The sequence below is a fragment of the Sinimarinibacterium arenosum genome (assembly GCF_005047655.1).
Taxonomy (GTDB): Bacteria; Pseudomonadota; Gammaproteobacteria; order Nevskiales; family Nevskiaceae; genus Solimonas.
This window is the reverse complement of record NZ_SUKF01000009.1, coordinates 177,268-201,853: the sequence shown is the minus strand read 5'-3', so window position 1 is coordinate 201,853 and position 24,586 is coordinate 177,268. Positions and strand designations below refer to the sequence as shown.

The 24,586-nt window shown below is 61.9% G+C and carries 24 protein-coding genes; 2 read left to right on the top strand and 22 right to left on the bottom strand.

Annotated elements, in window-relative coordinates:
- Nucleotides 1-50 precede the first annotated feature (50 nt).
- The 19 genes from E4T66_RS18235 to E4T66_RS18145 all read right to left on the bottom strand — a co-directional run bounded on the left by E4T66_RS18235 (nt 51) and on the right by E4T66_RS18145 (nt 18,836).
- Nucleotides 51-1,190, bottom strand: coding sequence for an AlbA family DNA-binding domain-containing protein (locus E4T66_RS18235; protein ID WP_169577707.1), 1,140 nt, complete (start codon nt 1,188-1,190; stop codon nt 51-53).
- A 115-nt stretch (nt 1,191-1,305) separates the two neighbouring features.
- Nucleotides 1,306-2,496 carry an ATP-binding protein gene (locus E4T66_RS18230; protein WP_136850946.1) on the bottom strand — a complete coding sequence of 397 codons (1,191 nt, stop codon included), beginning with the start codon at nt 2,494-2,496 and terminating at the stop codon, nt 1,306-1,308.
- Between the two features lie 90 nt (nt 2,497-2,586).
- Nucleotides 2,587-2,883 carry a hypothetical protein gene (locus tag E4T66_RS18225; protein WP_136850944.1) on the bottom strand — a complete coding sequence of 99 codons (297 nt, stop codon included), beginning with the start codon at nt 2,881-2,883 and terminating at the stop codon, nt 2,587-2,589.
- A gap of 252 nt (nt 2,884-3,135) precedes the next feature.
- On the bottom strand, nt 3,136-4,380 hold the full coding sequence (locus E4T66_RS18220) for an AcrVA2 family anti-CRISPR protein (RefSeq protein ID WP_136850942.1): 1,245 nt from the start codon (nt 4,378-4,380) through the stop codon (nt 3,136-3,138).
- A gap of 4 nt (nt 4,381-4,384) precedes the next feature.
- The gene (locus tag E4T66_RS18215; protein ID WP_211243020.1) at nt 4,385-5,047 is read right to left on the bottom strand and encodes a hypothetical protein; all 663 of its coding nucleotides are present in this window, start codon (nt 5,045-5,047) and stop codon (nt 4,385-4,387) included.
- Between the two features lie 26 nt (nt 5,048-5,073).
- A complete protein-coding gene (locus E4T66_RS18210; protein WP_136850938.1) occupies nt 5,074-6,438 on the bottom strand; it encodes a hypothetical protein in 1,365 nt (454 codons plus the stop codon).
- Nucleotides 6,439-6,622: 184 nt separating this feature from the next.
- Nucleotides 6,623-7,132: a hypothetical protein gene (locus E4T66_RS18205; protein WP_136850936.1), complete on the bottom strand. Its 510-nt coding sequence runs from the start codon at nt 7,130-7,132 to the stop codon at nt 6,623-6,625.
- 46 nt (nt 7,133-7,178) lie between these two features.
- Entirely contained in the window at nt 7,179-7,865 is a 687-nt protein-coding gene (locus E4T66_RS18200; RefSeq protein WP_136850934.1) for a hypothetical protein, read from the bottom strand.
- A gap of 163 nt (nt 7,866-8,028) precedes the next feature.
- On the bottom strand, nt 8,029-8,670 hold the full coding sequence (locus E4T66_RS18195) for a hypothetical protein (protein ID WP_136850932.1): 642 nt from the start codon (nt 8,668-8,670) through the stop codon (nt 8,029-8,031).
- A 57-nt stretch (nt 8,671-8,727) separates the two neighbouring features.
- On the bottom strand, nt 8,728-9,150 hold the full coding sequence (locus E4T66_RS18190) for a hypothetical protein (RefSeq protein WP_136850930.1): 423 nt from the start codon (nt 9,148-9,150) through the stop codon (nt 8,728-8,730).
- 68 nt (nt 9,151-9,218) lie between these two features.
- A complete protein-coding gene (locus E4T66_RS18185) occupies nt 9,219-9,710 on the bottom strand; it encodes a hypothetical protein (protein ID WP_136850928.1) in 492 nt (163 codons plus the stop codon).
- Between the two features lie 414 nt (nt 9,711-10,124).
- Nucleotides 10,125-10,709: a hypothetical protein gene (locus E4T66_RS18180; RefSeq protein ID WP_169577706.1), complete on the bottom strand. Its 585-nt coding sequence runs from the start codon at nt 10,707-10,709 to the stop codon at nt 10,125-10,127.
- A gap of 170 nt (nt 10,710-10,879) precedes the next feature.
- The gene (locus E4T66_RS18175) at nt 10,880-11,518 is read right to left on the bottom strand and encodes a hypothetical protein (RefSeq protein WP_211243019.1); all 639 of its coding nucleotides are present in this window, start codon (nt 11,516-11,518) and stop codon (nt 10,880-10,882) included.
- A 73-nt stretch (nt 11,519-11,591) separates the two neighbouring features.
- The gene (locus E4T66_RS18170) at nt 11,592-11,972 is read right to left on the bottom strand and encodes a hypothetical protein (RefSeq protein WP_136850922.1); all 381 of its coding nucleotides are present in this window, start codon (nt 11,970-11,972) and stop codon (nt 11,592-11,594) included.
- A gap of 235 nt (nt 11,973-12,207) precedes the next feature.
- A complete protein-coding gene (locus tag E4T66_RS18165) occupies nt 12,208-13,596 on the bottom strand; it encodes a hypothetical protein (RefSeq protein ID WP_136850920.1) in 1,389 nt (462 codons plus the stop codon).
- 3 nt (nt 13,597-13,599) lie between these two features.
- Entirely contained in the window at nt 13,600-15,057 is a 1,458-nt protein-coding gene (locus E4T66_RS18160; RefSeq protein WP_136850918.1) for a DUF6384 family protein, read from the bottom strand.
- Between the two features lie 73 nt (nt 15,058-15,130).
- The gene (locus tag E4T66_RS18155; RefSeq protein WP_136850916.1) at nt 15,131-16,807 is read right to left on the bottom strand and encodes a flotillin family protein; all 1,677 of its coding nucleotides are present in this window, start codon (nt 16,805-16,807) and stop codon (nt 15,131-15,133) included.
- A gap of 3 nt (nt 16,808-16,810) precedes the next feature.
- Nucleotides 16,811-17,554, bottom strand: coding sequence for an OB-fold-containig protein (locus E4T66_RS18150; RefSeq protein ID WP_136850914.1), 744 nt, complete (start codon nt 17,552-17,554; stop codon nt 16,811-16,813).
- A 115-nt stretch (nt 17,555-17,669) separates the two neighbouring features.
- Nucleotides 17,670-18,836 carry a cell surface protein gene (locus E4T66_RS18145; protein WP_136850912.1) on the bottom strand — a complete coding sequence of 389 codons (1,167 nt, stop codon included), beginning with the start codon at nt 18,834-18,836 and terminating at the stop codon, nt 17,670-17,672.
- A gap of 180 nt (nt 18,837-19,016) precedes the next feature.
- On the opposite strand from E4T66_RS18145, the gene E4T66_RS18140 reads away from it, so the two are divergent.
- On the top strand, nt 19,017-19,280 hold the full coding sequence (locus E4T66_RS18140) for a DUF6471 domain-containing protein (RefSeq protein WP_136850910.1): 264 nt from the start codon (nt 19,017-19,019) through the stop codon (nt 19,278-19,280).
- A gap of 53 nt (nt 19,281-19,333) precedes the next feature.
- Here E4T66_RS18140 and E4T66_RS18135 read toward each other — a convergent pair whose 3' ends face one another.
- From E4T66_RS18135 to E4T66_RS18125, 3 genes are all read right to left on the bottom strand, one after another.
- Nucleotides 19,334-20,434 (bottom strand): FtsH/Yme1/Tma family ATP-dependent metallopeptidase, encoded by a 1,101-nt coding sequence (locus E4T66_RS18135; protein ID WP_169577705.1) that lies wholly within the window; start codon nt 20,432-20,434, stop codon nt 19,334-19,336.
- Nucleotides 20,435-20,436: 2 nt separating this feature from the next.
- Nucleotides 20,437-21,819: an RNA-guided endonuclease InsQ/TnpB family protein gene (locus E4T66_RS18130; RefSeq protein ID WP_136850906.1), complete on the bottom strand. Its 1,383-nt coding sequence runs from the start codon at nt 21,817-21,819 to the stop codon at nt 20,437-20,439.
- A gap of 439 nt (nt 21,820-22,258) precedes the next feature.
- A complete protein-coding gene (locus E4T66_RS18125) occupies nt 22,259-22,507 on the bottom strand; it encodes a hypothetical protein (protein ID WP_136850904.1) in 249 nt (82 codons plus the stop codon).
- Between the two features lie 1,267 nt (nt 22,508-23,774).
- Between E4T66_RS18125 and E4T66_RS18120 the strand changes: the two genes are divergently transcribed.
- Nucleotides 23,775-24,530, top strand: coding sequence for a hypothetical protein (locus tag E4T66_RS18120; RefSeq protein ID WP_211243018.1), 756 nt, complete (start codon nt 23,775-23,777; stop codon nt 24,528-24,530).
- Nucleotides 24,531-24,586: the final 56 nt, after the last annotated feature.

The following is a 24,586-nucleotide window of genomic DNA, read 5'->3' as shown; positions in this document are numbered from 1 at the left end:
GATCGAATTCAGCGCACGCAGCAAGGGCGGGAGCGAGTGACATAGCCATATTATCGCGGGAAACCAGGCAGGTGGAACGCGTTGTAGAGCTGATTTTTCATGTTCCGCGCGAAATCTTCCGTTGCGTCGCCGGCCTCGCAGACCTGCTCAGGCCAGTTCAGATCGTCACGATCGAAGGGGCCGGCGAACGCGTCGCTGTCGCTGTGTCCTCGCAGTTGCGTGCCCAGATACATGCCGCGTGCGTTGAGCAGCGTCCCCACGATGAGGTAGGGAATCTCCATGCCCGCCGCTGACCGAACCTCCGCGACCATCATGGCAAAGGCCGACATCACTTCGCACAGTTTGGGGTGCAAGAAGGGCGCCCGAGGCTCTTGATGAAATGGCCCCAGGGGGATCTCGCGGTACAGCGCGGACACATAGCCATCGCGATGCACCTGCGTTTCGACCGTCGGCATGTCGCGGAAATTGATCCCCCGAATGCCTTCCAGCGTTGGCTGCGGCTTGGTGCTCACTGCCAGGCTGCTATCAAACCCCGCCGCATCGCGGGCGTTGCCGCGAATCACAGCATCGAAGGCATCGCTCAACACGTCCAGAGGCTCAGAAAGCGCGATCAACGGAACCGCTTGCATCAGGAGGGCCGGTGCGCGAGCCCCAACCTGGGCGCGAACCTCGGACAACCGCTGCGCCGCGACTTGCCGTGCCAGTGCACGGGCCGTCGTGGACCGTTCAATCGCGCGACGAATCTCATGCAGATCCATCAGCGTGGTGGATTCCGAATGGCGCGTGTACAGCGCGTTCCGACCATCCAGCATCACCATGTGGGGTGCGCTGGCGCCGGCAGGGACATGAATGACGACACAGTGTTTGGCTTCGGCGATCTCCACAACGCGGAAGAGCAGACCCGGTACACGTGGATATATCCAGGTGCGTGCCAACTGCTCAAGCCGCTGCGCAACACGGGTGCCGTCTGGAAAGCCGACGATCTGGTCATCGACACCGAGCTTACTCGAGGGTTCACGTACCCCCAGCAGGATGTGCCCACCGGTTGCATTGGCGAATCCGCAAACATCCTTCAAAAACTCGGAGCGGCCCTTCGGATCGGAGGCATCGTATTCAGTGCGCTTGTAGTCGAGCCCGGGGCCTTCGGGCACGCGCTGCGCAAGAAAGTCGCGCAACCCGCGCTCGTCCATCTGCTGAATTTCGAGGTGAGAAAGAAGCATCAGTGCACTCGGAAAATGGGGAGGCCAGTGTCCGCGACCCGGACGCGTTCAATCCACAGCGACTGAAAAAAGCCTCCACGCCCCATCATGTTCGCCAGTCAGGTCCCGGCATGATCCGCTTCATGAACTGGTCGAACAGTGGCACCGTGAACGCGGTGTCGCCGTGGCTCGGGCTCCAGATCATTCCTTTGGCAATCAACTGCGCGCGAACCGGTCCGAACGAGCTGGTCGGGCGATCAAGCAACTTGGAGATTTCACCCGAACGGTGCGGGCCGGGGCCTAGCTCGGCCATGGCGCGAAGGTACTCGCGTTCCTTCGGGGTAAGGCGATCAAAGCGCACGCGGAAGAAACTTTCATCCAGCGCCGCCACTGCGGATCTGGAGGCGAACCCGACGTCCGCCGCACCGATCGGGGAGTGCTCCGCGGCATCCCACACATGCTTCCCCCACTCCTGAAGGAAGTACGGGTAGCCCTCGGTCACGGTGACGATGCGGGTCAGAGCTTCCGGTTCGAACTCTACACCTTCGGCCAGCGCCGGCTTGGCGAGCGCGTCCTTCGCATCAGCCTCTCGCAGGGGCCCCACTTCAGGGAAGTCGAAGAGCCGTTCCGCATACGACTTCGCCTGCCCCATCCGCTCGCGCAGCTGCGGCAGCCCGGCACCGACGAGCATGACCGGGAGGTTCTGTTGCGACATCTTGTGCAAGGCCATCACGAGGGCGGCGAGCTGCGACTCCTCCACATACTGCAGCTCGTCAATGAAGATGATCAGCGCGGTACCGGCCTCCTTCGCCGCCGTTCCGGTGACCTCAAGAAGGGCCTGCAAGTCATGCTCGAGGTCCCCATTGTCGGCCAGCCCGGGTTCCGGATCATCGTCAAACCCCACCTCAATATCGCCGAACTTCACCTTCAGGGACTTGGCGAAACCTGCCAGCGCGCGCAATGCCCGCTTCGCCGTTTCGGCGGCGGCTTCCTTTATCGACAGCCGCAGCAGCGCCTGCCGCAGCTGCGGCGCGAGCAACGCAGGAAGAGACCGATCCTCGGGCGCCTCAATCCGTAGGGTCAGACACCCCAGCGCTTCGACGTCCCGGCGCATGCGATCCAGCAGCACCGTCTTGCCCACGCCGCGCAACCCGACCAGCATCGCGCTTTTTGCCGGCCTCCCCCGCTGCACCCGCTGGGCGGCCACGCGTACCTTTTCGAGCAGCTGATCGCGCCCGGACAGTTCCGGTGGCGGAGTGCCTGCCCCTGGGGCGTAGGGATTGGTAACAGGATCCATGGCAGTATATAAGGAGTTTAGAGAAGTTATGGTCCAACCATAAAATACATAAAGTCCATACACAAGCGCGCTCGGCGCATCGACTGAGGGTCAAAGCCCCAGCGACTGAATCCATCGTACGGCGCCGGGGATATCCAGGTTCTCGCTCGCAAAGTCCTGCTGAAGGAGCTCCGGCGGCAGCACATGGTCCCACTTGTGCCGCTCAAGATTGCTCGCCCCCGAGAGTAGTGCCGAGGAGTCCGGTACCGGAGCCGCCGCAATGTCCGCCAGCAGGTCCTCAAGATCGACGCCACCGAGCGACGCGCGCGTCACGAACACAAAGGGCCCGTCAATGTCGACCACCGCACCAACGCGAGTGAGCAGGCACTTCAGGGCGATCGACGCCATCCTTCTCGCTCTGTAAAACCTGGCAGAGCTTCAACAGCTCCACGCCGCGATCCACTTGCTCACGCCACGTCCGCTTAGTCGCACTCATAGCCCTAGCTCCAATGCCCCTTCTCCAACCTCAGTAAACATCCTCGCCAACAACCGTACGACACACAGAGGCGCCCCGCGAAGTGCCAGCCGTACTCACCGAAGAGCTGGGCCGCTACCCGGCGTCTTAATGCCTCCGACCTGGCGAATATCGCGGCCCGGGCCCTAGCCGCCGCGCCGCTTTGCCGGGTCAGCGGGCGCGTCACGCACGACCGCTGGCATGCTCGCAACGTCATCGTCAGTCCATGCGAAATTGACCGGAATTGGCGGAAGCCACTTCACCGCCATGTAGCGCCTCTGCGCTTCAGAATGGGGGCCCTTCCAGAACCCATGAAAGTGCGCGATGCGGACATGAGGTTTCGGCGTTGTGCCGGTCGCGCCGGCCTCCTCAGGCGCATTCGCAATGCGCTCCGCGTATCGCCGCAACGCAGCCCCCATGCGGACCCCAACGGCCCATTCACTGGGCTTGGGCGGCACCACCCATTTGTCCCGCTTCAGCTTGCTCTGGCGGGCCGGTACCGGCGGCCACTGACGGCCCGACACGTCCGGCTCCTCGCTGCACAGATAAAGCACCAGGTTGATCAACAGTAGCGCCGCGCGCGTAGCACGCGTCTCCACGTCACTTCGAACGAGGCGGTCTGCGCTTCCGATCGTGTCCGCAAGGCGTTGGAAGGTCGCATCGACTTCTGCAATCGCCTCCTCAAGCGTTTGTCCTCGCAACAAGGGGATCGCTACAGGCACCAGCATGTCGTCGTACTCGATCACCAGCAGCAGCGCGCTATCGCTCCCACCACCGGCATCGTCAAGTGCGTCGATGCGCCGCTCGGCCTGAGTCGTAGCGATCGCACGCGTCCCTTGCAGCATGTGGGCGAACACACCGTGTACGCCCTCGGCTTCCGTGCCCTCTAAGGGTGACTCGCTGAGATCGATATAGACCGACCACTCGGGCAACGTACGAAACGCGGACACGTCCACCGATTTCACCTGCGAGCGCAGCAGGGCGCGCAGCAGATCAGCGTCAAAGCGATAGACGCCCTTCGTCAATTGCCAGTTGGCCAGGGCCGTCAAGGAAAGATGAACCGATGGCATCGTGATGAGCTCACCGAGGCGGTGAAGCACGCTGCCTTCATGGCGAACCGCGATCTGTGCCGGGTCGACCCCAGCCTTGAGCTCCGCTTCGTAGCCTTCGAAGTCGGATTCCGACATCACCAACGCTGCAGCACCGTTGACGATGCGCTTGAGGGGAAATGGTGGATCCCCAACAGCGCGACTGTAGGGGTCGACATTGACCAGCAACGGCGGATGCTTTGTCGACGTCAGGGTATTGAATAAACCAGGGATGCCCTGCGATAGCGCGAGAATCCACAGGTCGGGACTCGACATCTCCATCAGTGATGTTCCGTTGCTCATTCCCCTACCCGCCCTCCCCTTCATTCAAGAAGCGGTCCAGCACCGCCTGGGTCGCATCAACGATCTCTGATGACGCGGTGGCGTCCTCCAAGGCGCGGAGTTCCGCCTCGATTGCATCCAGCGGCACCAACCGACTTTCGCCGGGCTCCTCGATCACCAGAATCGGGGCGCAAGCCTCACTCCCCGCGACACTCACCCGCCGCCCCGAGTAGGCCACGTCGAGCGCGACAGCCGCTGCTGCCGCCGCACGATCCAGTTCTTCCTGCGCCTTGGCACGAAGTCGAATGATCCCTGCACATACCGCACCGGTGTGCAGATCCTTCTGGCCAGCTCCAGCCGCTTCCTCAACGTGATCCAGGTAAAGGAACCCGATGTTCTGAGCTCCAATCACAAGGCCCATCTTGGCCGAGGTCACCTGATCCATATCCAGCCCGCTGACGGACTCCGAGGATATGAATTCGCCATCGGTGGTTTGGCCCCGCATCACCGCGGCCCACCGGGAAGCCACTTTCTTCGGGAAGTGCGCCATGTAAAGCCCCTGCACCGCGTCTTCGAAAGCAATGAGGCGTCGGATGTCCAAGATGCCATCGCGCATCGCATAGGCCAGCGCCTCGTCATAGCAGCGCACGATGGCCCAGGTCAGAACCACACGCCGATCGTTCGTCACCGCAAAGACTGTCTGAATGCCAGGTTTCATGACTGTCCGTTCTCCAGATGACCGGGGAAGCTACCGACGACTACATACCCACCCGCCGGATCATCAACCCAGGCGAAGTACAACCGGAACCCCTCGCGCGGATCACGGGAGCTGCTCCCGCGCACATGAAGATCGAGAGCCCGGCGCACCCCGAGATGCAGAACGGAGTAGCTGCCTGCAGAGCGTCGTTCGTCCGCCGCACGCCCCGTAGGCTCAACGCTCACCTTCAGTCGGGCGCACTCCGCCTCGAATCGCTCGCGCGCTCCACTCAGTCCGTTGCGCATGGGCACGTAGCTGCGGGCCAGCATGCGTAAAACATCATAGGCATAGGGGATATTCGCAAAGTAGCTTCGTTTCGCCGTGCGAACCGCCTTGGACGATAGGACAACACTCCCAGCAAGAATCCGATCCGCGAATAGTTCCAGTGCATCCCAACTGTCCGGCAAGGGGTCATCCCCTGCCTTGGCTCCCGGAAGGTCGGATGTGTTCAGAAGGATGCCCCGTTCCAGATGCGATATGCGCGCGCGCAGTGACCGCATCACGCCTTCAGCATCCGACGACTGACCAACAGCGTCCCGACGAGCACGCTCCACTTCGAGCAGATGCCGCAGCTGCCCGACCTCGCTTTCCAGCTGCGCGACGCGCTCACGGCTGTGTGTCAGCTCAAGAGCCGGAGCTGCGGAGCGAAGAGCCGGCGCCGGCACTGGCTCGGGACTGCGGCCCAGATCGCGGGCGCCATGCACCTTCAGCTGCACCCGGTCAGCGTGAACGAATCGAATCGTGCCCGCCGACACGCGCCGTATGGGTCGATCCTCGAGGAGGCGATCCATCTCAGCCAGCGCAATGCGATCGCTGTGTACTGGCTTCTTCAATTGCCGCTGGAGAGCCTCGCTCACGGCCGCGCCGATCAAACGATCCAGGGCGCTTGCGATGTTCGCGCGCAGGGACTCCACATGCCGCGCCACCTGAGCGTTTCCCGCGCATGGGCCGGCTGGAAACTTCAGGTACTCCTCCAGTCCACGCAGAAGGATGGGCGCGTCCAGTGGATTCCCACCAGGCTTCATGGTCATGTCGGCCAGGGGCTTGAGCGAGGGATGCAGCAGACAGACAGGATGGCATGCCTGCGCAAACGCAAGCACGACAAGCATGGCAACGCCGGCCCGTGCCCGCTCCTCCACTTCGCTCGATGCCGCCTGAGAAAGCCAGAAGTCCGCGCGCTCTGCCGCCACATCAGCGGCGATCGTGACGAGATCGACGCCACCGACAAGGCTTTCCACATCCGCTTGTAGGGCCGAGTCGGGAATCGGGCCGGCGTGTGCCAGCGCGGCACTAAGAAATGAATGCAGTGAGTCTTTTTTCAAGCCGCTCTCCTGTCGGATCCAACGCAGATCGGTTTAGCTGTAGACACCTCATGTGTCAGCGCGACCCTACGGACCCAGAGGCGCCCCGCTGCTCAACGCAGGTAGAAAGCTATGCCGACAGGACGTGCCTTGCGCCTATTGGTGTCTGGAGGTGCCAGAGTCATCGCGACTAGCGTAAACACGTTCATTGGCTCCCCACCGCCGATTCCGCGGCTTCGGGCAGCGCGGAAGTTCCCGCTCTTGCCGCAATTCCTGCGACGCGCCGCAAAGCTAGTTCATCTTGAACAAGGTCAAACTGCCAGCCAAATAGACGGCCTCCTTGTTGGGCGGCTACGTCAAGCACGAGCGTGGCGACGTCCGGATTCTCTCGAAGTGAATCCTCAAGTTCCGCCGCGAACTCTCGGCTCGGCAAAACGCGCATCGCGAGAGAGGCGCGGAACACAGACCATCCGAGAACGTATAGCGTTATGGTGGTCGCCACCGGGAAGAGAAGACCGTCCCAGATGTGAAACCTCGGGACGGTGACCCCCAATGCCCAGTCCACGCCAGGGGTCCCCCATGCAATGAGGTGCATGGCCGAATAGGCTGCCAAGCAGATCCACAGCGGCCGGTAGAATACAAACGCCATGAGACAGGTCTGGCCTCGCGTCGTCGGAGCGATGATCGACTCGGAAGATATTGCGGGGCTCTTCATTTGAGTCTCCTTGCTGGCTACGGAGAAAAATTCCGGTTGCTAGGAATCAGGTCCGAGGACATGGCCGCAAGGCGACGGTGTCGCAGGCTCCCGTCGGCGGTGGGCCCGCTTCGCGTCCCGCAGCGCGCCACGTCTCAATCGAAAACGCAACGGCCCCCGCGGCCGCCGCGTCCTTCAAGGCCTCCTCTAGCGTGGAGCGGAGCTCGGCAATCGCCTCGAGGTACTGCCAAGGGTCGAACTCGGATGCCGCGTCGAACGAATGAATGAAACCGGCGTGCGACGATCCAGTTGCAAAGCAGCTGAACCGGACCAGCCATCCTTTTTCTTTGGTCGCCTCAGCTACACGGATTGCGTCCACGAGGCCCGCCACCAATACGCCCAAACGCCTATCGGCCTTTGTGTTGGAGCGCGGGTAGGGCCAAGGAACACCCGCAACGAACGCGGATGTCAGGATTCCAAGAAAGGAAATCGCCAAGGCCACAGCGACCACATTGATCGATCCCACATAGATCGACCCAATCAGGCCGCTCCCCAGGCCAGCGGCAAACACTACGACCACCGAGGCAATCAGAATCCAGGTGGCGGCGGAGATTCTGTCGGATTGCACTCGCACCACACCCGCCTCGTATCGGGCAATCGATGGGGCTAGAACTGCCCCCAGCTCTTCGATGGAGGCCTTGGCGCGGGTCAGAATCTCGCGATCTGTCGTTACTTCGATGTTCGATGCACTCATCCGCTATCTCCGAAAAGAAACCAGGCTCTGTTCACGGCTCGAGCGCTAACTGACTAAGTCCGCGCCAACCCGGATTCGCACAGGGCACTCGCCTACACGTTGTGGCTGCCCCCAATGTCTGGAGGCTTGCCACACGGCGATAGCACACCGCGTTGCGAACACTCTACCCATGCGCGCGGTCACCGCCAGTCCTCCACGTGCCCAGCGCGAAGTCCTCAGCTTCGTGCCCCTTGGCGATCTGTAGGGATTCCTCCAAGGTCTCGTGAAGCGCGTCAACCGCTTCCATGTAGTCCATCGGATCGAAGTCTGCTGCGACATCGAATGAACGTATGAAACTGTCGGGGCTGGTATCCGTCGCGAAGCAGCTAAACCGGACCAACCATCCGCGGTCCATTGTCGCCTCCGCGCTTCGAATAGCAGCAACCAGCTCTACGCGCGCCTCGGCGATCCCTCTCTGTGCCTTTTTACTACTTGGCAAGACGGCTGCCAGTCGATTTCCAAGGAACTCGGCCGACATCAATCCTCCAAACGCGCTCAGAAACCATCCATTCGGCCCAACGTCCGGTAGCGCTCCTTGGCGGCGCGCCGCTGCGTCTACAAGGGCCCCGACGAGGCCGAGGAGACCCGACAGGATCATTACTCCATATTGCGCCCGCTCCTTTGCGTCGCTGATCTGCTTCTGGTGCGATCGGCACCTGAGGTACGGGCCTTGTAGACGCCGTTGCAGTTCTTTGATTGATTCGGTCGCGGCGCTCAGGACGTGAATGTCGGTGGCCGAATGACGTTCCTCAGGTCGATCAATCATTGCACTGCCTCCCTTGAGTTGAGATAGCCAGCCCGCCGGGCCGTTTGAAAAGTTCGCTCACTTGCGCGGCGCCACATCCCACGGTCGCGTCGCAAGAATGCCGGACAGGTCGATTCCAACTGTCTTCGCGAAATCGGTGACCCACGGCCCCCAGGAATCGCCGGCTGCACGCGGATCCAGCTTGTTGATCTCGATCAGATCGTAGAGTGATACATGATGGACGCCACAAACGTAGAGCGGAAGGTTGTGGATCGCCACCCCAATGGAATACAGAAGCGTCCCGAAGTCACTGGGCGGGACTCCGTAGACATCACCCGATCTCAGCATAGCGCACACCAAATTGGTTGCGGCCCGCGCGCGTAGTTCCATCACGCGGGGAGACAGCATTTCCCCGTCGTGCGGCGCCCCGATCTCGGGTAGTTGGGGAGCCGATGCGGGCGACCGCGGGGGCTCGTTGTTCTTGGGCTCTTGCTGGGTCATGTCAGGAATCCGCCCTCCTGGGCTTATCTATAGAAACACTCACACACTCGAGAATTGCGACGCACCGGTCAGCCCCAGAGGGGAGGGCCAAGGCCGGCGCGCTTGCGATATAGGAGGTACAACTGTCGGCGCGTCGCCATCGGTCGGCGGCCATCTTGCGCTTCGCGCATGAGCACCTCCGTCTCGACTGCCGCTACGCGGCGTCGCCAACGCATGATCAACAGTTCGTTGAGGAGGAGCGCGAGCACTCCGCCTACGATTGCCGACAGGCCAGCAACGGGCAGTAGCCAGCCCCAGAACATCAACGCGCACGGGGAGATCCCCGTAATACCGAGGATCGCTACCGCACCCATCAACTGCAGGAACAACCCAGCGGCGAGCCAAGCCGCCTTGACCGCGGGCCACGAGTCGAAGTCAGGGATGCGCGGATCAAGCGGCGGCGGGTCGAGGTCTACCTCATCCTCCAGCCATGCCCCGACTGCGAGGCGCGCTCTCAAGCGCCTCGCAGATGCCATGTGATTGAGCCCAACACTTGCTATCCCGAAATTGATGGGGAACATTCAGCGGGCTCCGGCGGAAGTACGATGGACCCTAGTCACGGGCAGGATTCTCCTCATGCGCCGTACTTGCAGAGCGAGAGCGCAGGAATAACACGAAGCACAGCACGTATAGCGTACTCAAAACGATCAAGGGGCCAACGTCATCTCCGAACCAATCCGGAGTACCGAGACAGCTGAAGCTGAGGCGCGCCCCTTCTCCTTCGCAGTAGCGCGCTTCGAATCCAATTGCCCATGCCCAAAGGATCATCCCCAGCGTCATGACGGCGAAGAGACGTCCGATCGGATCATTCTTCCTTGGTGCGGTAGTCATCCTGAGAGTCCTTTCAATTTCCTAAGGATAGACGCCCATTTCGGCCACGCCCGCCCAACGCAGCTGTTCGTCCGAATCCCAGCCGTTGTGATACTAGAGCCCGACTAGGCCCCACCGGGCGGTGCGTCATGTTCCGGCCCCTCGGACCGCCACGCGTCAAGGGCATGCGCCGCTGCCAAGGCATCTGCCAGCGACGCCCGAACGTTCCAAACTGCGGTCAGATAGGCGTACGGATCGAACTCTGTAGCGACATCGAAGGAGCGAATATAGCTGTCGCTTCGAGGCGTACTACGGAAGCACCGAAACCGCAGCAGCCAGCCTCCATTCTGCGTCGCTTCCACTGCACGAATGGCGCCCCTAACCTCGGCGCAGACTTCTTGGAATTCGCGCTCGCGCCGCGACGCCCGTAGCCCGGCAAAGAAACAGCCGAGCACCCCAAAGGCGCCGATCAATATCCCGCAGGAAGCCCAGTCCTGGCTAAGCGACTCAGTGGCGAAGAATGGAACAAGATACACCGTGATGCAGACGGCCCCGGCGATAAGCCAGAGCGCCAAAGGCAGACGAGGGGGCGAACACCCCGCCAGGCGGTTCGCAGGCTGCATGAGAAGCTGGGCCAAATCATCAACAGATGCTTTCGCCTTCAGGAGCGACTGATAGTCAGACCCAGAATTATTCAAACATGCGTTCATACTCACGCCTCCCTGCTGCCCTAAGACTTGAAACGCATCCAACCGTAATCCTCGTGCAAGCACCCCGCACGTGACGCGCAACGCCTCCACTCTGTTCTACGAGTGACCACGCGATGGCGCTTTCCATTCATCATCAGATCCGGCGCCGCACTCGGCGTTGTGCGCGCATGTCATGGCGACAAGCCAGCGCTCACCGGCGGCGGGACCGCGGTATGGACCTCCGAGCTCCACTGAGCGAGGGAACGCTCGGCAGCGTTCCGAAAAGGGACGTCCTCCAATGCTTGCCGCAGAGCAATCTGAAGTGCTGCGATCGCGGAGATGTACTGCTCTGGGTCGAACTCCTTGTCTGCACTGAAAGTCCGAATAAAGCGCGACTGGGGTAACTCCGCAGCGAAGCAGGAGAAGCGGACCAACCACCCCCCCTCCTTTGTGGCCTCCGCTTCTCGGATCGCGGCCGCAAGATCGCGGCGAGCGGCTTCCCTCAGCCGGCGAGGCTTAGAGCCCAGCCACGGTAGTTTCCACACAATGTCATCGGCGAATACCGCCAATATGGCCACCCACGCCATCATGCCTCCCATGGCAAGACCGAAAGGTGGAAGGAGCTCCTTGTTTAGGATAAGCGCCGCCACATAGCCCACCGTGCCAAGCAGCGCCACAATTCTGACGGTTACGTCAGACCGGCCTACACGGTCATGGGATGCGGAAGCGCGGGCTACGTGGACCGAAAGCCGCGTCTCCAACGCATCGAGGGATGTCCTGGCGGCCCGAAGAATCGCGACATCGTCGTCGATAGATGAACTGTGCGTCATTGCGTCTCTCCCTTCTGTTGATAGCCTGTGCTCGTCGAGCATCCGTACTCACCGAGCCAATTCACAAACATTCCTAGGTCAACGGCCCTCCGCGCGGCGGCGGATGCCCAATCACCTTATTGAGATCAAGGATGGCTCCGTCGGCCGCGGTGCGAAGCCACGTTACGACCTTCGACGCCGACCCCGGGCCGTAGTCACGATCGATCGCGCGGAGCATGCGGAAGCCAAACATTGCGGACGCGGCATAGGACACGAAGATGAATACCGCAAGAGCGGCCAGAAGAAGGAGGCCCCAGCCGAAGCCTGCGGTTTCCGCAGCCGCATACGTGCACAACGCGGCTCCAAAACCCATCGCTAAGTGCGCCGGGATCACGGCGAGGATTTGCTGAAGCACAGTTAACTCAACCACCGAAGGGCGACCAAACCGCACCCACGCGTCATACGGGGTTCTCATTACGCTTCCTCCGACAACGCTCCGGACGCCACGTCCGTATGGGCAGCTTCAGTCGGCGGCGAGGCGTTCATTGGCCCTCCGAGTTCCAGCATGGTGAGCTTGAGATGGCCGCCCCCCCGCGTGGCCCGGCACTCGTGCGAAGCTATCGTACTGGCGCTGGGCAACCCGCTCGGAGCCCACGTTGTGCACCGTGTTGATTGGGCCACCCCGACCGCGAACTTGTGCGCCGGAATACTCAAAACCCACCGCCGGTTGAGAAGCCACCACCGCCACCGAAGCCACCGCCGGATGAGAAGCCACCACCGGAGCCAAACCCGGAGTGCGAGCTGCCGCCAGATGACGGCGATGATGGAGTGTGCCGCGCGCTATCTGAGAGCGCATCCCAAAGCAGAGTCTGCGTCACGCTCCCCAGCAAGTAGCCGTGCAGGGCGTCTCCAACGCGCGCATCGGGGAAGGAGAATGCAGACGAGTCAAAGCCCTTTCTGCGGTATTTCTGACGAACGTGGGTGAGGTCCGACACACGGGACGCCAACTCATCCGCCCGCGCTTGTGCTTCCGGAATCTCGCGCTCTACCTCATCCAGCCCCCGCTTGTAACTTTCAACTTCCTCTACGGCGTCGTCATCCGCAGTGTCCCGCGTGCGGGCGGCGCGATCGCGCAGGCGGGAGATGGCCTCGTCGCCAAGCCGATCACTCATCCACTCCAGAAGCGCCTGTCCGGCGGAGTCAGACCACGCGCTGTGAGCGCGTCGCGTGTTCTGCAGTGCTTCGAGACGGGTCACGCAGGCATCGCGCTCTTCCACGATGGCGGTGAGACGCGACTGAGCATCCGCGACGTCACCTTCCAGCGTCTCAACGTTGTGGGAGAGCAGGTGTTCGCGCACGCGCGCATCCAGCGATGAAGCGGCCTGCTGGTGCTCCATCGCCATCGCCTGCGCATGCGCCTCCAGATAGCCGGGCAGCTGCTCCAGCACATCCAGATCGCGGCTGGCCTGTGAAAAGTTACACAGGCCGGCAAGCCATGAGTCTATCGCCCGAACCAGTCGGTTAGCCTGGTATCGGCCCGTGCCAAAGGCGCGATCGCGCAGGTACATGAACAAGGCGTCCTCGTAAAACGCCTTAACCTTGGCTTCGCTTTCCGAGCGCGCGGACGACGCTTTCTCACTGGCAGCTCGCGCGCGGTCTGCCGCGACGGAGGTGGCGGCATTCAGGTCGACGAACACCGGGTCTGCGCGGAGCTCGAGCATCGACTGCTCGTGCAATTCGAATAGCAACTGTTGGTTCTGATCCAGGACCGCTTGTGCGTGCTGCTCGGCGTCCCGGTGCGCGGTCAATGCGCGCTGCTCCTGTTCGATCATCCGGTCCACACCCGCGGCCCCGGCAGCGCGTTCGGCCAACGCGCGAGCGAGCTCCTCGGTGAGACTGTCGTAACCTTGAAGCTCCCCCCACTCGAACGCCGATGCCTGAGCCACTGCAATTCGCGAAAGGCATCGAGCTATCCCCTGCCGGTACTGGGCCTCCTTGTCGCGCAACCGCGCGACTTCTCTGGCCGCAGCTGAGGCCTGACTCTGAAGTTGCTCCACAGCGTCATCCAGGGAGCGACGAATTTTGGTTCCACTGGCCATGTCTTACCACTCCGTGATGTAGCCACCCAGGGCGGCAACAGTGAAAGTCGGATCGAAAGCACCACGCGGCTTGGAGCCGATCACGTCGCGCTCGATGATGCCGTTGTCCTGCTTGTCGGCTGCGACCGAATTGAAGGCGGACTCCGAGACCCGGACCCCAAAAATGGCGGCACGAACCGAACGGCCGGATTCCTCGTTGCGCACCTCCTGCTTCACGGCGCGCCCACCCTCATCGAGTGCTTCGACGATCAAGTAGTAGTTGCGAGCATTCGGGCTGGCGCTGTTGTGGCGCCAGACACCGGATCGAACATTTGGGCGGTTCACAACACGGTAGGTGAACTCATGCGAAAGCGTGTGGACCGCCTCCTCAAGGCGCGTCATGGCCCCGCGTGCCTCAGAGAACGTTTCAGGCGTAAGCAAGGCAATCACCTGGGCGTGAAGCGATTCGAACCGCTTGCGTGCATCCGTGGACGGCGAAGTGCTCATGCCTTGTTGGTAAAGCCCCCCGACCCGTCCGCGTAATTGCTCAAGCGCGGCGAAATCGGCCACCAGCGAGGCGAGGCGTTCAACCGCATGTTGCGTCTGTGCCGTGCGTCCGGAGAGTAGCCCCTCTACCCCGCTTGCATAGATCGTCTCGCGTGTGCGGTCCATTTCGGGGGAGAGCGAACCGGCCAGCAGGGTGGCGTTTGCAGTCTCCAAGCGCGTCGACGCCGACGCCGATGCAGCGACCGTATCGGCGGCGGCACTCAAAGCAGCGGAAGCCGTCACCAATGCAGTTGCGCGCGCGTCCAGGCGGGCGATCTCGTGGCGCAGTGGAGTGATGTCGCGAACAGTGGCGCGTGTAACCGGGCGGAGTTTCGCTTCGGTCAATGCGGTTTCCAACTCGCGGCCGGACGATATCGCGTCTTGGCCAAGTCGCACCGCCGCATCGTTCACTCCTGACAGCCACTCCGGGTGCGGGGCGGACGCCGCGGCCGACACAGCCGTGGTCAAGGATGCCGTTGCGCTCAGATAGGCCAATGTGCTGGCCTTTGCCCGAACCTTCACGAGAGCAATAGCCTCGTTGGCCGAAGAGATTTGCCAGTGGATCCACGCTTCCCTCGGGAGCCAAATGGCCATCGCGACAAGCCCCACGACTCCAATCGCGCGTGCCAACCGCAGGGCCACGGTCGCCCGATAGATCCATCCGCGCGCAAGCCAATATGCGGGGCCGGTGTAGGGCTTGTGGATGAACCGTTTCTCGCGCTGCGCCTTGATGCCAGCGCGGAGAACGGCGTCACTGACATCAATTCCCTGCGACTTGTAGATCGCGGACAGCCGCGCCTTGAGGGCGGTTTCATCGTTTGCCGCGATCTCAGCCAGTGCGGCCTGGTGGTGGCGAATTTGGTCAACCACATCCATGGTCAACAACGCATCCTCAAATTGGCGAGTCGTGGCGTTTGGCGAGGCTGCTGCGTTCATGGCTTCTCCAGGTCCGGGCTTACTGACCCGGTCGCCCCAATGGCGACCGGGTGCTTCTCTCCACAGGCGCCGGCTACGCCTCGGCCTGGGCGGCAGGTGTGGAGGCACCGACTTCGGCTTCCGGCGCCGGAACGGCGGCGTCCTGAGCGCCCACGCGCGCCAAGTCCTGCAAGGCCCCCAGATTCACGCCGCCCTGTCCGTCAGACAGCCCCGTGAGCTTCAGGATGGAGTCGACAATCGGGCTCTGAAGCTTGTACTGAAGCGCCGCATCCATCACTTGATGCGCCACGCCGCCTGCGGCCGGCGCAACTCCAGCAGCGCCCCCGTGGATGCCTGGCATTCCCGCTCCGGCAAAGGACACCACCTTGAAGTCGCTGATCTTCTCCAGCGGCTTCGCCTGTGCTTCGAGAATCGCCGGGAGTTCCGAGATGGCTGCCAACGTTTGGCGCAGCGAAATGATCGCCGGCGACAGTGAGTTCTCGGCGTCATTGATGGCACGCTGGCCCTCCGCCTCGGCGAGCGCCTTGGCCCGACTGCCACGTGCTTCGAGTTCGGCAGAATCGGCCCGGGCCGTGGCTTCCGTGATAATTGCTGCTGCGCGGTCCTCCGCCGCGGCGCGCTCAGCCTGCGCCGTCACGCGCAACTGCACCGCATCCTGTTCGGCGCTTTGCTCCGCTGCAATGACCGCGATCTGCTTCGCACGGTTAGCCTGGGCGACCGCCGTGGCGGTGAGGACCCCTTCCTGCGCACGCACGGCCTCCGCGCGAGCCTCGTCCGCCCTAGCTTGCGCGGCTGACTGCTCCTCACTTTTCTGGGCAATTACGATCTTGCGTTGCTGATCAGCAATGTCGACGACCTTCTGGCTTTCAATCTCAGCTTCCTGAACCACCCGCTGGGCAAGAATTTCAGCGGACCTTGCCTCCTGCTCGCGGGCAGCTCTCACCGCCTGCACTCGCGCCGCCTGCTCCGCGGTCATGTTGGCGACCTTTTCTTCCTGCTCGAGCCGCGCCTGTTCCTCGGTCTGCGCAATCGTAAATTTCTTCTGTGAGGCTTCCAGGTTGCGCTGCGCGATCGCAACCTCGGTTTCCTGCGTGATGTCGTTGCGCTCCTTGCGGCGGTCCTCAGTCTGGCGCGTGATCAACGTCAGGCCTTCCGAGTCAAAGATGTTGTCAGCCTTGAAGTATTTGACGTCGGTCTGGTTGAGCGTGGTCACCGACACGGCTTCGAGCTCAAGTCCGTTCTTTTCGAGGTCAGCACTCACCGCCGCCAGTACCAACTGACGGAACTCGTCGCGCTTGTCGAGCAAATCCCCGAGGGTCATGCTCATCGCGACGGCTCGAATCACGTCGTCAAACTTGGATTCCACAAGCTGACGAATGGCTTCGGGGTCCTCGGTTCGGTTTCCCAGCGATGAGGCGGCCGTGGCCACGCCCTCGGCAGAACGGATAACACGCGTGAAGAAGGCCACGCTCGCATCAACGCGCATGCGATCCTTGGTAATAAGCGAGCGTTCACCGGCACGATCGATGTCCAGACGCATCGTGGCCATATTGACGGTGGTGATTTCGTGGATCACCGGGATCTGAAAGCAGCCGCCTTCCATGGTGACGAAGACCTTCCCCCCACCGGTGCGCACAATCGCGCGCTCAGGAGAAGCGCGACGCCACAGACGCGTAAGAGCCAGCCCCAGAACCATCAGAATGGCGAGACCAACAACGACCGCACTGGCCGCAAAAATCAAGTTGCCCATTGCTTACTTCTCCTTGTGAAGGTTGTCGACCGCACCCTGCTCCGCGCCCACCTGAGGGGCCTCCTGAACAGGGCTAAATGAGGAACCGCTAAGCTCAGGCGCACTGGCAAGCTGAGCGACGTAGAACGGACCGGCACGCCCGGTGACGACGATCTCGGCGTCGAGGGGCAACACGGCACCCGCGTGTGGAGCAGTGATGCGGATAAAGTGCTCACGTCCTTTGATGTCACGCACCAGCGCCTCGCCGGGACGATCGTGGCGAACGGGGCCAAGCTTGACGCGCCCCACCAAGCCGAACAGGTCACGATCGCGAACCGCATCGCCGGTGTCGCGAGGCATTAGGCGGGCAATCGGCTTAGCAACGTAATGCGTCCCCACCACACCGCCGACCAGGGCCGGAATGCTTGCCAGCCAGGACGGAAGCTGGAAACCCAGGAGCGACTGGGAAATCGACTGCACGCCGTACCCGGCCAGCGCGAACAAACCGGTGAGGCTGGCGAGCAGTACGATCAAAGGCACACGCCCCCAGTGCATATAGCCCAGCGCATCTGCAGCGAGCCCGCCGACGCCGGCTCCGCCATCGACGTCAATGTCGTGGTCCATGCCGAAGGCCTCTCCGATGCTGGACAAGCCGAAGCCAGCAAACAGCACCCCAATGATCTCCAGGACCAGCAGCATCACCAAGAAAACGCTGCTGACCAGGAACGGCAGGTTGCCGTCGCTCGTAAGAAATGCCAGTAGGTCCACGATTCGCTCCTTTGCCTAGATACGGAGAACGCGCACGTCACCAAGTGACTAACCTCGTCCGCTCCGTCGTTGCTCGCGCTGCGTCGATGCGCCGAGTCATTGAGTGCAGCGGCGACTACTGCGCCGTCGGCTGCATCAGCGCGGCGAAGCGCTTTTTGCCGTCCTCGACATACGAGGAGATCTCGTTGGCGTCGGCCGTGGCCTGCTTGCGCAGGTCCTCGATCTCGCGCAGCGACGTCTCCTGGAACGTGACAACGGCGTCGACCAGTTTCTTGACCGAGTCCGCGCGGATCGTGGCGCCGTATCCGGCTTTCAGTCCCTTCTTGAGCAAGTCGTCGCCGACGTCGGCGATCGACTCCAGACCCTTGCTGACGCCGTCAGTCATTGCATCGAGCGTCCCGGTTGACTCGTGCAGGCCCATCTGTGCGGTGAACTCGGCGTTGAGTGCCGTAAACACCGTTTCATTGGTCGAGAAGAACGTCACGGAACGCGCATACACACGCTTTTTGATCTCGTGGGACTGGTTCAGGCGCGCCATCACGACCTCGGACGTGGAGTAGGCCACCTGCAGGCTTTCGGCCAGGTCCTTGGCGATCTGGTAGAGCTGATCCTGGTCCTGCAGCGCGCGCAGCGCCTCGTCGCGCGCCATGACCAGTCGCCCATAGCCGGCGCCGTCCGTTGGGTCGCCGGCGGACACCGCCGCTTGCGCCAGTTCGAGCGCCGCCTTGGCGCCGTTGAGGTGGCCTTCCTGGAGAGTGAGCAGTTCGTGCGCCTGGATCTCGCCCTCCTTCATGGCCAGGCGGAAGTCGGCGTACATGTTCAGCATCGCCTGCTCGACTTCGATCTGCTGTCCCGAGTCGCGCGCGACCTCGAGGTAGGTGTCTTTGATCTTGGCAAACCGCGAGGGGATGTCTCCACGCGTTACCGACATCCACAGGTTTTGAGTCTTCTCCTTGAAGTCGATCTTGCCGTCGGCCAGCTGATCGACCATCCGTTTCGCATCTTCGCGGATGCTGTCGAAGGACTGGACGATCACGGTGTAACGATCTGACACCTTCGCCGAAGTGATCTTGTCGCGCATCAGCGCGTTGAAGTGACTCGAGTGCTGAAGCACCCGCGCGATGGACACCACCCGCGCCTCATCCACCGTCGCCAGCTTGGAGATCAACGCGACTGCGGGCACATGCGCCTCCTGCGGCGCAGGAAGGCCCAGGTTGCGCAGCGCGCCAACGGCGCGATCCAGGTACTTCATCGGTGCTGCAACTACGGCTTGGTTTGTCATCAACGCCTCTCCCAGTGAGTACGGTTTGCCTATAGACGCCTTGGGTGTCGGCGCCAGAGAAGGCACGCATGCGCGACGAAAGTCGCGTATGTGTGACGCCACGATATAAATGGGGGCGGCGCTTGTCAACTATGTGCGACGGTAGTAACAATAGAGCGACCAAAGCATCAGGAGCGCTCCGTGGGGTCGAAGCAACATCGCGAGTTGGTTGCGTCAACGCTCAGGGCGGAGAAGGCGCGCGCCGGCGCGACATTTGGGGAGCTCTCTGAGCGGCTCAAGGCCTGCGGAATTCAGCAATCAGGCAACAACCTGAAATCCAAGTTCGCCCGCGGGCAGATGGATGCCGGTTTGTTCCTGGCGATCCTGGATGCGTTGGGCGTGCGAACCTTGGATTTGCCGGATCTGCTCAAGGACATTGAGCCACGTCGAAATCAGAACCGCTGAGGCAGGGATGGCGCGCTGCCGACTGCGCCGTCAGGAGGTTCAAACGGATCGAATCACTCAGCCTCGAACGTCTTGAACGGGCCCAACGGGAGAGGAAACCCCGGGGGGAGCTGAACGCGCCTCAGGAACGGAATCAGCTGCTCGCGCCCCATCAGCCGGGCCTCAAGTAGCCTGTCAGCAAGCTGCTTGAACACCTCGTAATTCAAATCGAAGAACTTACGAAGCGCGGCAACTTGCTCGACCTTCAGCGACTCGAGCTTCGCATCATTCTGGGCCTGTTCGAACATGCTTTGCGGCGCGACGTAGTAGACACCGCGGTAGTGGTTGGAAAGATAGATGCGCGCCACCTCAAGCCAGCGTTGATGATCGCTGGAGCCGCCCAACGTCGACTCGCCGCGGAGGACGGATTCGCCAAGCTGGCCAGCAAGGAAGACAAGCATGTACCACTCGGCAAACGCTTTCTCGGTCAGTTGGTGCGTGTCACGGATGGCGCTGACACAGCCGAGGACACCGCCTGCGTCAGAGCGAGCATGCAGGACCACCATCACGTCCGAGGGCAGCCTTCCGAGCGCGGCGTAGACCAGCGCGTGCCCGGCCTCATGCGCTGCCGCATACTGGATGTCTCTTTCTGTCGGCGTCTCAACGGGCCCTGCCGTCACAAATCCCGAGATGCGGGCGCTACTCTCTGCGCTAGTTGGGAACGCACCGCTGAAGTGAGCAATCATCCAGACGATTGCTAGGCTGACAGCGATTACCGCAGCATCCACAGGGTGCGAGAGCACCCAGGTGTACAGCTCGTCACCGATATACCCAATCAGCCACAGTGCCAGCGAATAGAACCCGAAAAGCTTGAGGCATCGAAAGGCGAGACCGGCGATGCCGGGCCCGGCATCTAACGGGACCGAGCTGAGCATGTAGACTGCGACCGGCACGAGGAGCAGCACAAATGAACCCAGTACCTGCACAAGCGCAAGCACCTTTTTGACGGGGACTTCCGAAGGCTCCATGCGGAAAGCGAAGTAAAGCGCTGCCATCGACAGATAGATTCCCCACGATGCTGCGGTCATCCAGTGATGACGGAGCAACGCCTTTAGATACTGCCGTCGCGCGAGGCGCGCAGACGCGGGAGCCAACATCCACTCATCGGAATCCATGCCTAATCCCCAGCCTCGCTGATCCATGTGTTCGCAACGCCTATGACTGGAGCTGGCTCACACGGTGAGTCTGGGGCTGACACGGTTCGCGTTTCGACGGATGCCGTTGGTACCGCGGCTTTCGCCGCTGTCCTTCGGTGGGTATCACCCTCCACGCGCATCAGTTCGGGCACTCCTTGCCCTACGCCGATTTCTGCGAGTGTTCGCAGTCCCTCGGCAAGGATGTTGTTCGCGGCGTTGATGTCGCGATCATGAGTCGTGCTGCAGCTGCTGCAGGTCCAGCTGCGATCCTTCAGCTGCAAGGCATCATTCACAGCGCCGCAGGCGCTGCAGGTCTTGCTGCTGGGAAACCACTGACTGATCCGGCTGACGCTGCGGCCGGACCAATCGGCTTTGTAGATGATCTGGCGGTGAAGTTCCGAAACGCCGGCATCGCTGATCGACTTGGCGAGTCGGTGATTCTTCACCATGCCTTTCACGTTCAGCGTCTCGATGCAGATGATCTGAGCCGCATCAACGATGCGGCGGGACGCCTGATGCTGCGCATCACGCCGGCAATCGGCGATCTTCGCTTGAAGCCGCCCGACCCGACGGCGGTGGGCGCGGTAGCGCCCACTGCCTTTGGTCTTGCGGCTCAGGCCGCGTTGCAATCGTTTGAGGTGCCGCGTCTTGCGGCGCAGGTGCGCCGGGTTTTCGATCTTCTCGCCGTTGCTGAGAATGGCGAGGTCCTTGACGCCGACATCGACGCCGATGGCACCGGCTGAGGCCGGTGCTGCAGTCGGGAGTGTTTCGCTGACGGCCATGCTGACGTGAAAGCGTCCGGCGCTGTCGATCGACACCGTAACCAGCTTGGGCATCACGCTCGGGCGTCGGGACCAGACGACCTTGATCGGTCCCAGCAGCGGCAGCACCAGGGTTCCGGCGTCCCACGCTTTGACCTTGCCGGCGTGGCGATGATCGAAGACGAAACGCACGGCGGCGGAGCCGCCGCGCTTCCGTCGCTTCGGGTACTTCGCTCTCCCCGCGAAGAAGTTCCGGAACGCCGCATCCTGATCGCGCAGCACCTGGGTGATGACACCGCTGTCGATTTCGGACAGCCAACTGAACTCCGGGTCGCGCTTCACTTCGGTCAGCCAGCGGGACAGCTCGATGCTGCCGATGCTCAGGCCGCGCCCGAACATCTCGGTCAGTTCTGGATCGTGGTAAGCGTCGCTACGGGCACGCAGGCACCTGTTCCATACGAAGCGGGCCGCACCAAAGTGCCGGGCCAGCAGCTGGCGCTGGCTTCGCTTCGGGTAGCACCGCTGCCGACATGCGCGTTGAACCACGCCACCTTTCGGTGGCGCGGCATCGGTTGGTTGCACAAGGCAGGAACCGTCCGGCATGGATCTCTTGAAAATCTCCGCTGCGTCGCTCTGCTGCCAGCCTACAGATTCACTGTCTCAAAACCTGAGCCCGTGAAGTTCCGGCTACGCATCCGCTCCGGCGGGCCCGAAACGTCCGTGTTTCGGCGTGGCTATGTAGGAAGAAAGTCCCACAATAGAGCCGTGCAACGGAGGTCGATCCCATAACCACGTGTATAGGAGCGCCACCACGGTGCCGGTGGACGCGGCGACCCAGATCCGTCGAGTTGCCACGGGGGAAATAGACATTCGGAGTTTGGCTAAGGGAGATAGCATGGAGACACCTTGAGTTTCCTAGCGACGACACACCTTCGAAGGGTTCACACTCAGCGAATGGCCCGGCTTCTCAAGGCCATCAGCGACCCAAAATGCGGCGGGCGCATCGCAGGCACGCTTTCTGTCCGCTGACAACAGGGAACCCCTACCCGATGATCACGATGTTGGCCCCGATGGCATCGACGAAGTTCTTCGCGGACACCAGGGCGGCACCAGTTTTTTCGCGAACAAGGACGATGGCTTTGACCTTTCCGTCCTTCGCATAGACCTTCGAGACCTCGCTGGCGAGGCCGCTAAGATCGATGCCCTTGTCTTTGCAGATGGACTCAACAGAGGGATAGTCGACCGGGCGGAAGATGCTCACCGCCCATTCAATTAGGCCTTTGTCTTTCATGTCAGTATGTCTCCAGTGCAGCGGGTCGGAGCGCCCAAGCAGTCCGAACCCCGGTAGATGCACCCCGCTCGGCCACGAAAATTGGCGCGGGGTTCTCAGCCAGCCAAAAGTCCCAAGTCGGTTAATGCGTAGATCGCCGTGAGGCCATAGAAGATTGCGGCCAGGAGGGGTACACCGCACGCAGTATCCCGGGCGCCTCGGGATCACGCACGGTCTGAACAGTCACGAGTGAGAAATATGCCGCCATGAGCGGCGCCACAAGTGTCTCGGCATTCAAACCCAAAATGGTCATGTCACGTCCTCGAATAGGTAACCGAAGGATCCCGGCTACGTTCCGATATCCTTCATCGTGATAGGCCGCTGTCACTAAGTGACTAACTCGCCTCAGAGTCAGTGCGGCTTTCCCGCGATGTGTCCGCTGCCATTGCAGCACCAGCATCAGGGCGGTTGGCGTTCTCCATCGCCGGCGCAACGACGCCCGGGGCGCCACTGAAAGGTCATCCAACTGAACCAATTGCGCAGCGCACAATCACCGCAGGTAGGACCTAAGTTCTAGGTCGTACACCCCATCCTCCTGGCACCAGGCGCATTTCTCGCAGCGGTGTTTGCCGTCGGCCCCGAGCATTACCCGATCGCGGCCGCAGTTCTTGCAGCCACCCTCCGGATTGTCGTATCCGCCGCACTTCGCGCGTTGGCGGTCTACGAACGCGGCGTCTTCTCTCTGCATCGCTTCCAAATCTATGACTGGCACGGAGCGGCACCCGGACGAACGTTACGTGCGGGACAAACGGCGCAACGGCAACAAAGTCCCGTTTGTCGTCCTGCGTGTAGTCCAGCTGAGCAACGGGCGCGTACAGCAGCTGCGCCATAGTGTTTCAAATCATCGGACCCCTGCGTCATCCGTTCGTCCTCTGTGTCTGGGGGCAGCGCGTCGCCGAGCAATACGGTCGACCACGGAAGCCCGTTTACAGACCTAAGACGCCTGATGTACCCGTAGCCGAGATGGATGTCGTCTGTACTTAGACCCTCTGGGTGCGGAAGGTTGAATGACAGCCTGCGCCGCCAGCGCTCCATCGACGTGCGGCACTGGACAGTGACAATGTAGTCTTGTAAAATTGTCGAACGCCGAATAGCTGGCCATGCGCTGGTTTCGGTTTAATCCTCTGAAATGTAGGAGCCCCAAATGGCACAATCAATCCAAAGTTTGCTTTCCCGCCATCGCGCGGTACGCCTTGCGTCGCCGTTCGAATCAGCCACCCCCGAGGCGATGACACTACGCCATGAAGTGGCAGCGGTACTCGCTGAAACCCAGCACGCGCTGCTGACGCCGACCTCGCCGGCGTTCATTGACCCGACTCTGCACGAGGAAGACCTCGTCACGCGCCGCTGGCTCTGGACGGCCGCGCTGCAGGTCGGCAAGCAGGTGCGCCCGGTCCTGAAGACGCCGCTCGATCAGCGCGTGGAGCAGCTGCGCCCCCGGCTGACTGCTGACGAAGCGCGAGCCTTCGACAACGGTACGCTGATCGAGAACCAGCTCTACCTCGACGACGAAGCCCTGGCGAGCGAGATCAGCAAGCTCATCAGCCGCTACTTCTGGGAGCCCCTCAAGGACATATCGGCGCTGAAGCGGGCCACCAAGCCGACCTTCAAGAAGATGCTGGCGATCAACCAGCCGCACATGTCCGAGGACTACTACAACCACTCAGCATGCTCAGTCACATCGAGCTACGAGGCGGCGGGTCGTATCGACGGCGCTCGCCTCGCAGTCCTGGATCAGATCCGCCAGTTGATGCCGGATGCTCACATCGATGTCGCGAAGAAGGTGTACACGCTGGTCGAAGTCAGCATCGACTACGACCACGGTGATGGCCTGGTCCTAAAGCCCGAAGGAGAGCGTGAACCCAAGGTGACTGAGAAGCCGTTCCCCGAGCAGCTTTTCGAAGAAGTGATTCGCATCACGGTGCAGCGTGATGGCATCACCGCGAGCCGCGACTACGTGCTGCCGCCGCTGAAACCGGCCTAAGCGCGATCACTCTCGCCGCGGCAACGCGGCCTTCCAGTCTCTTTTCCATTTCAAGG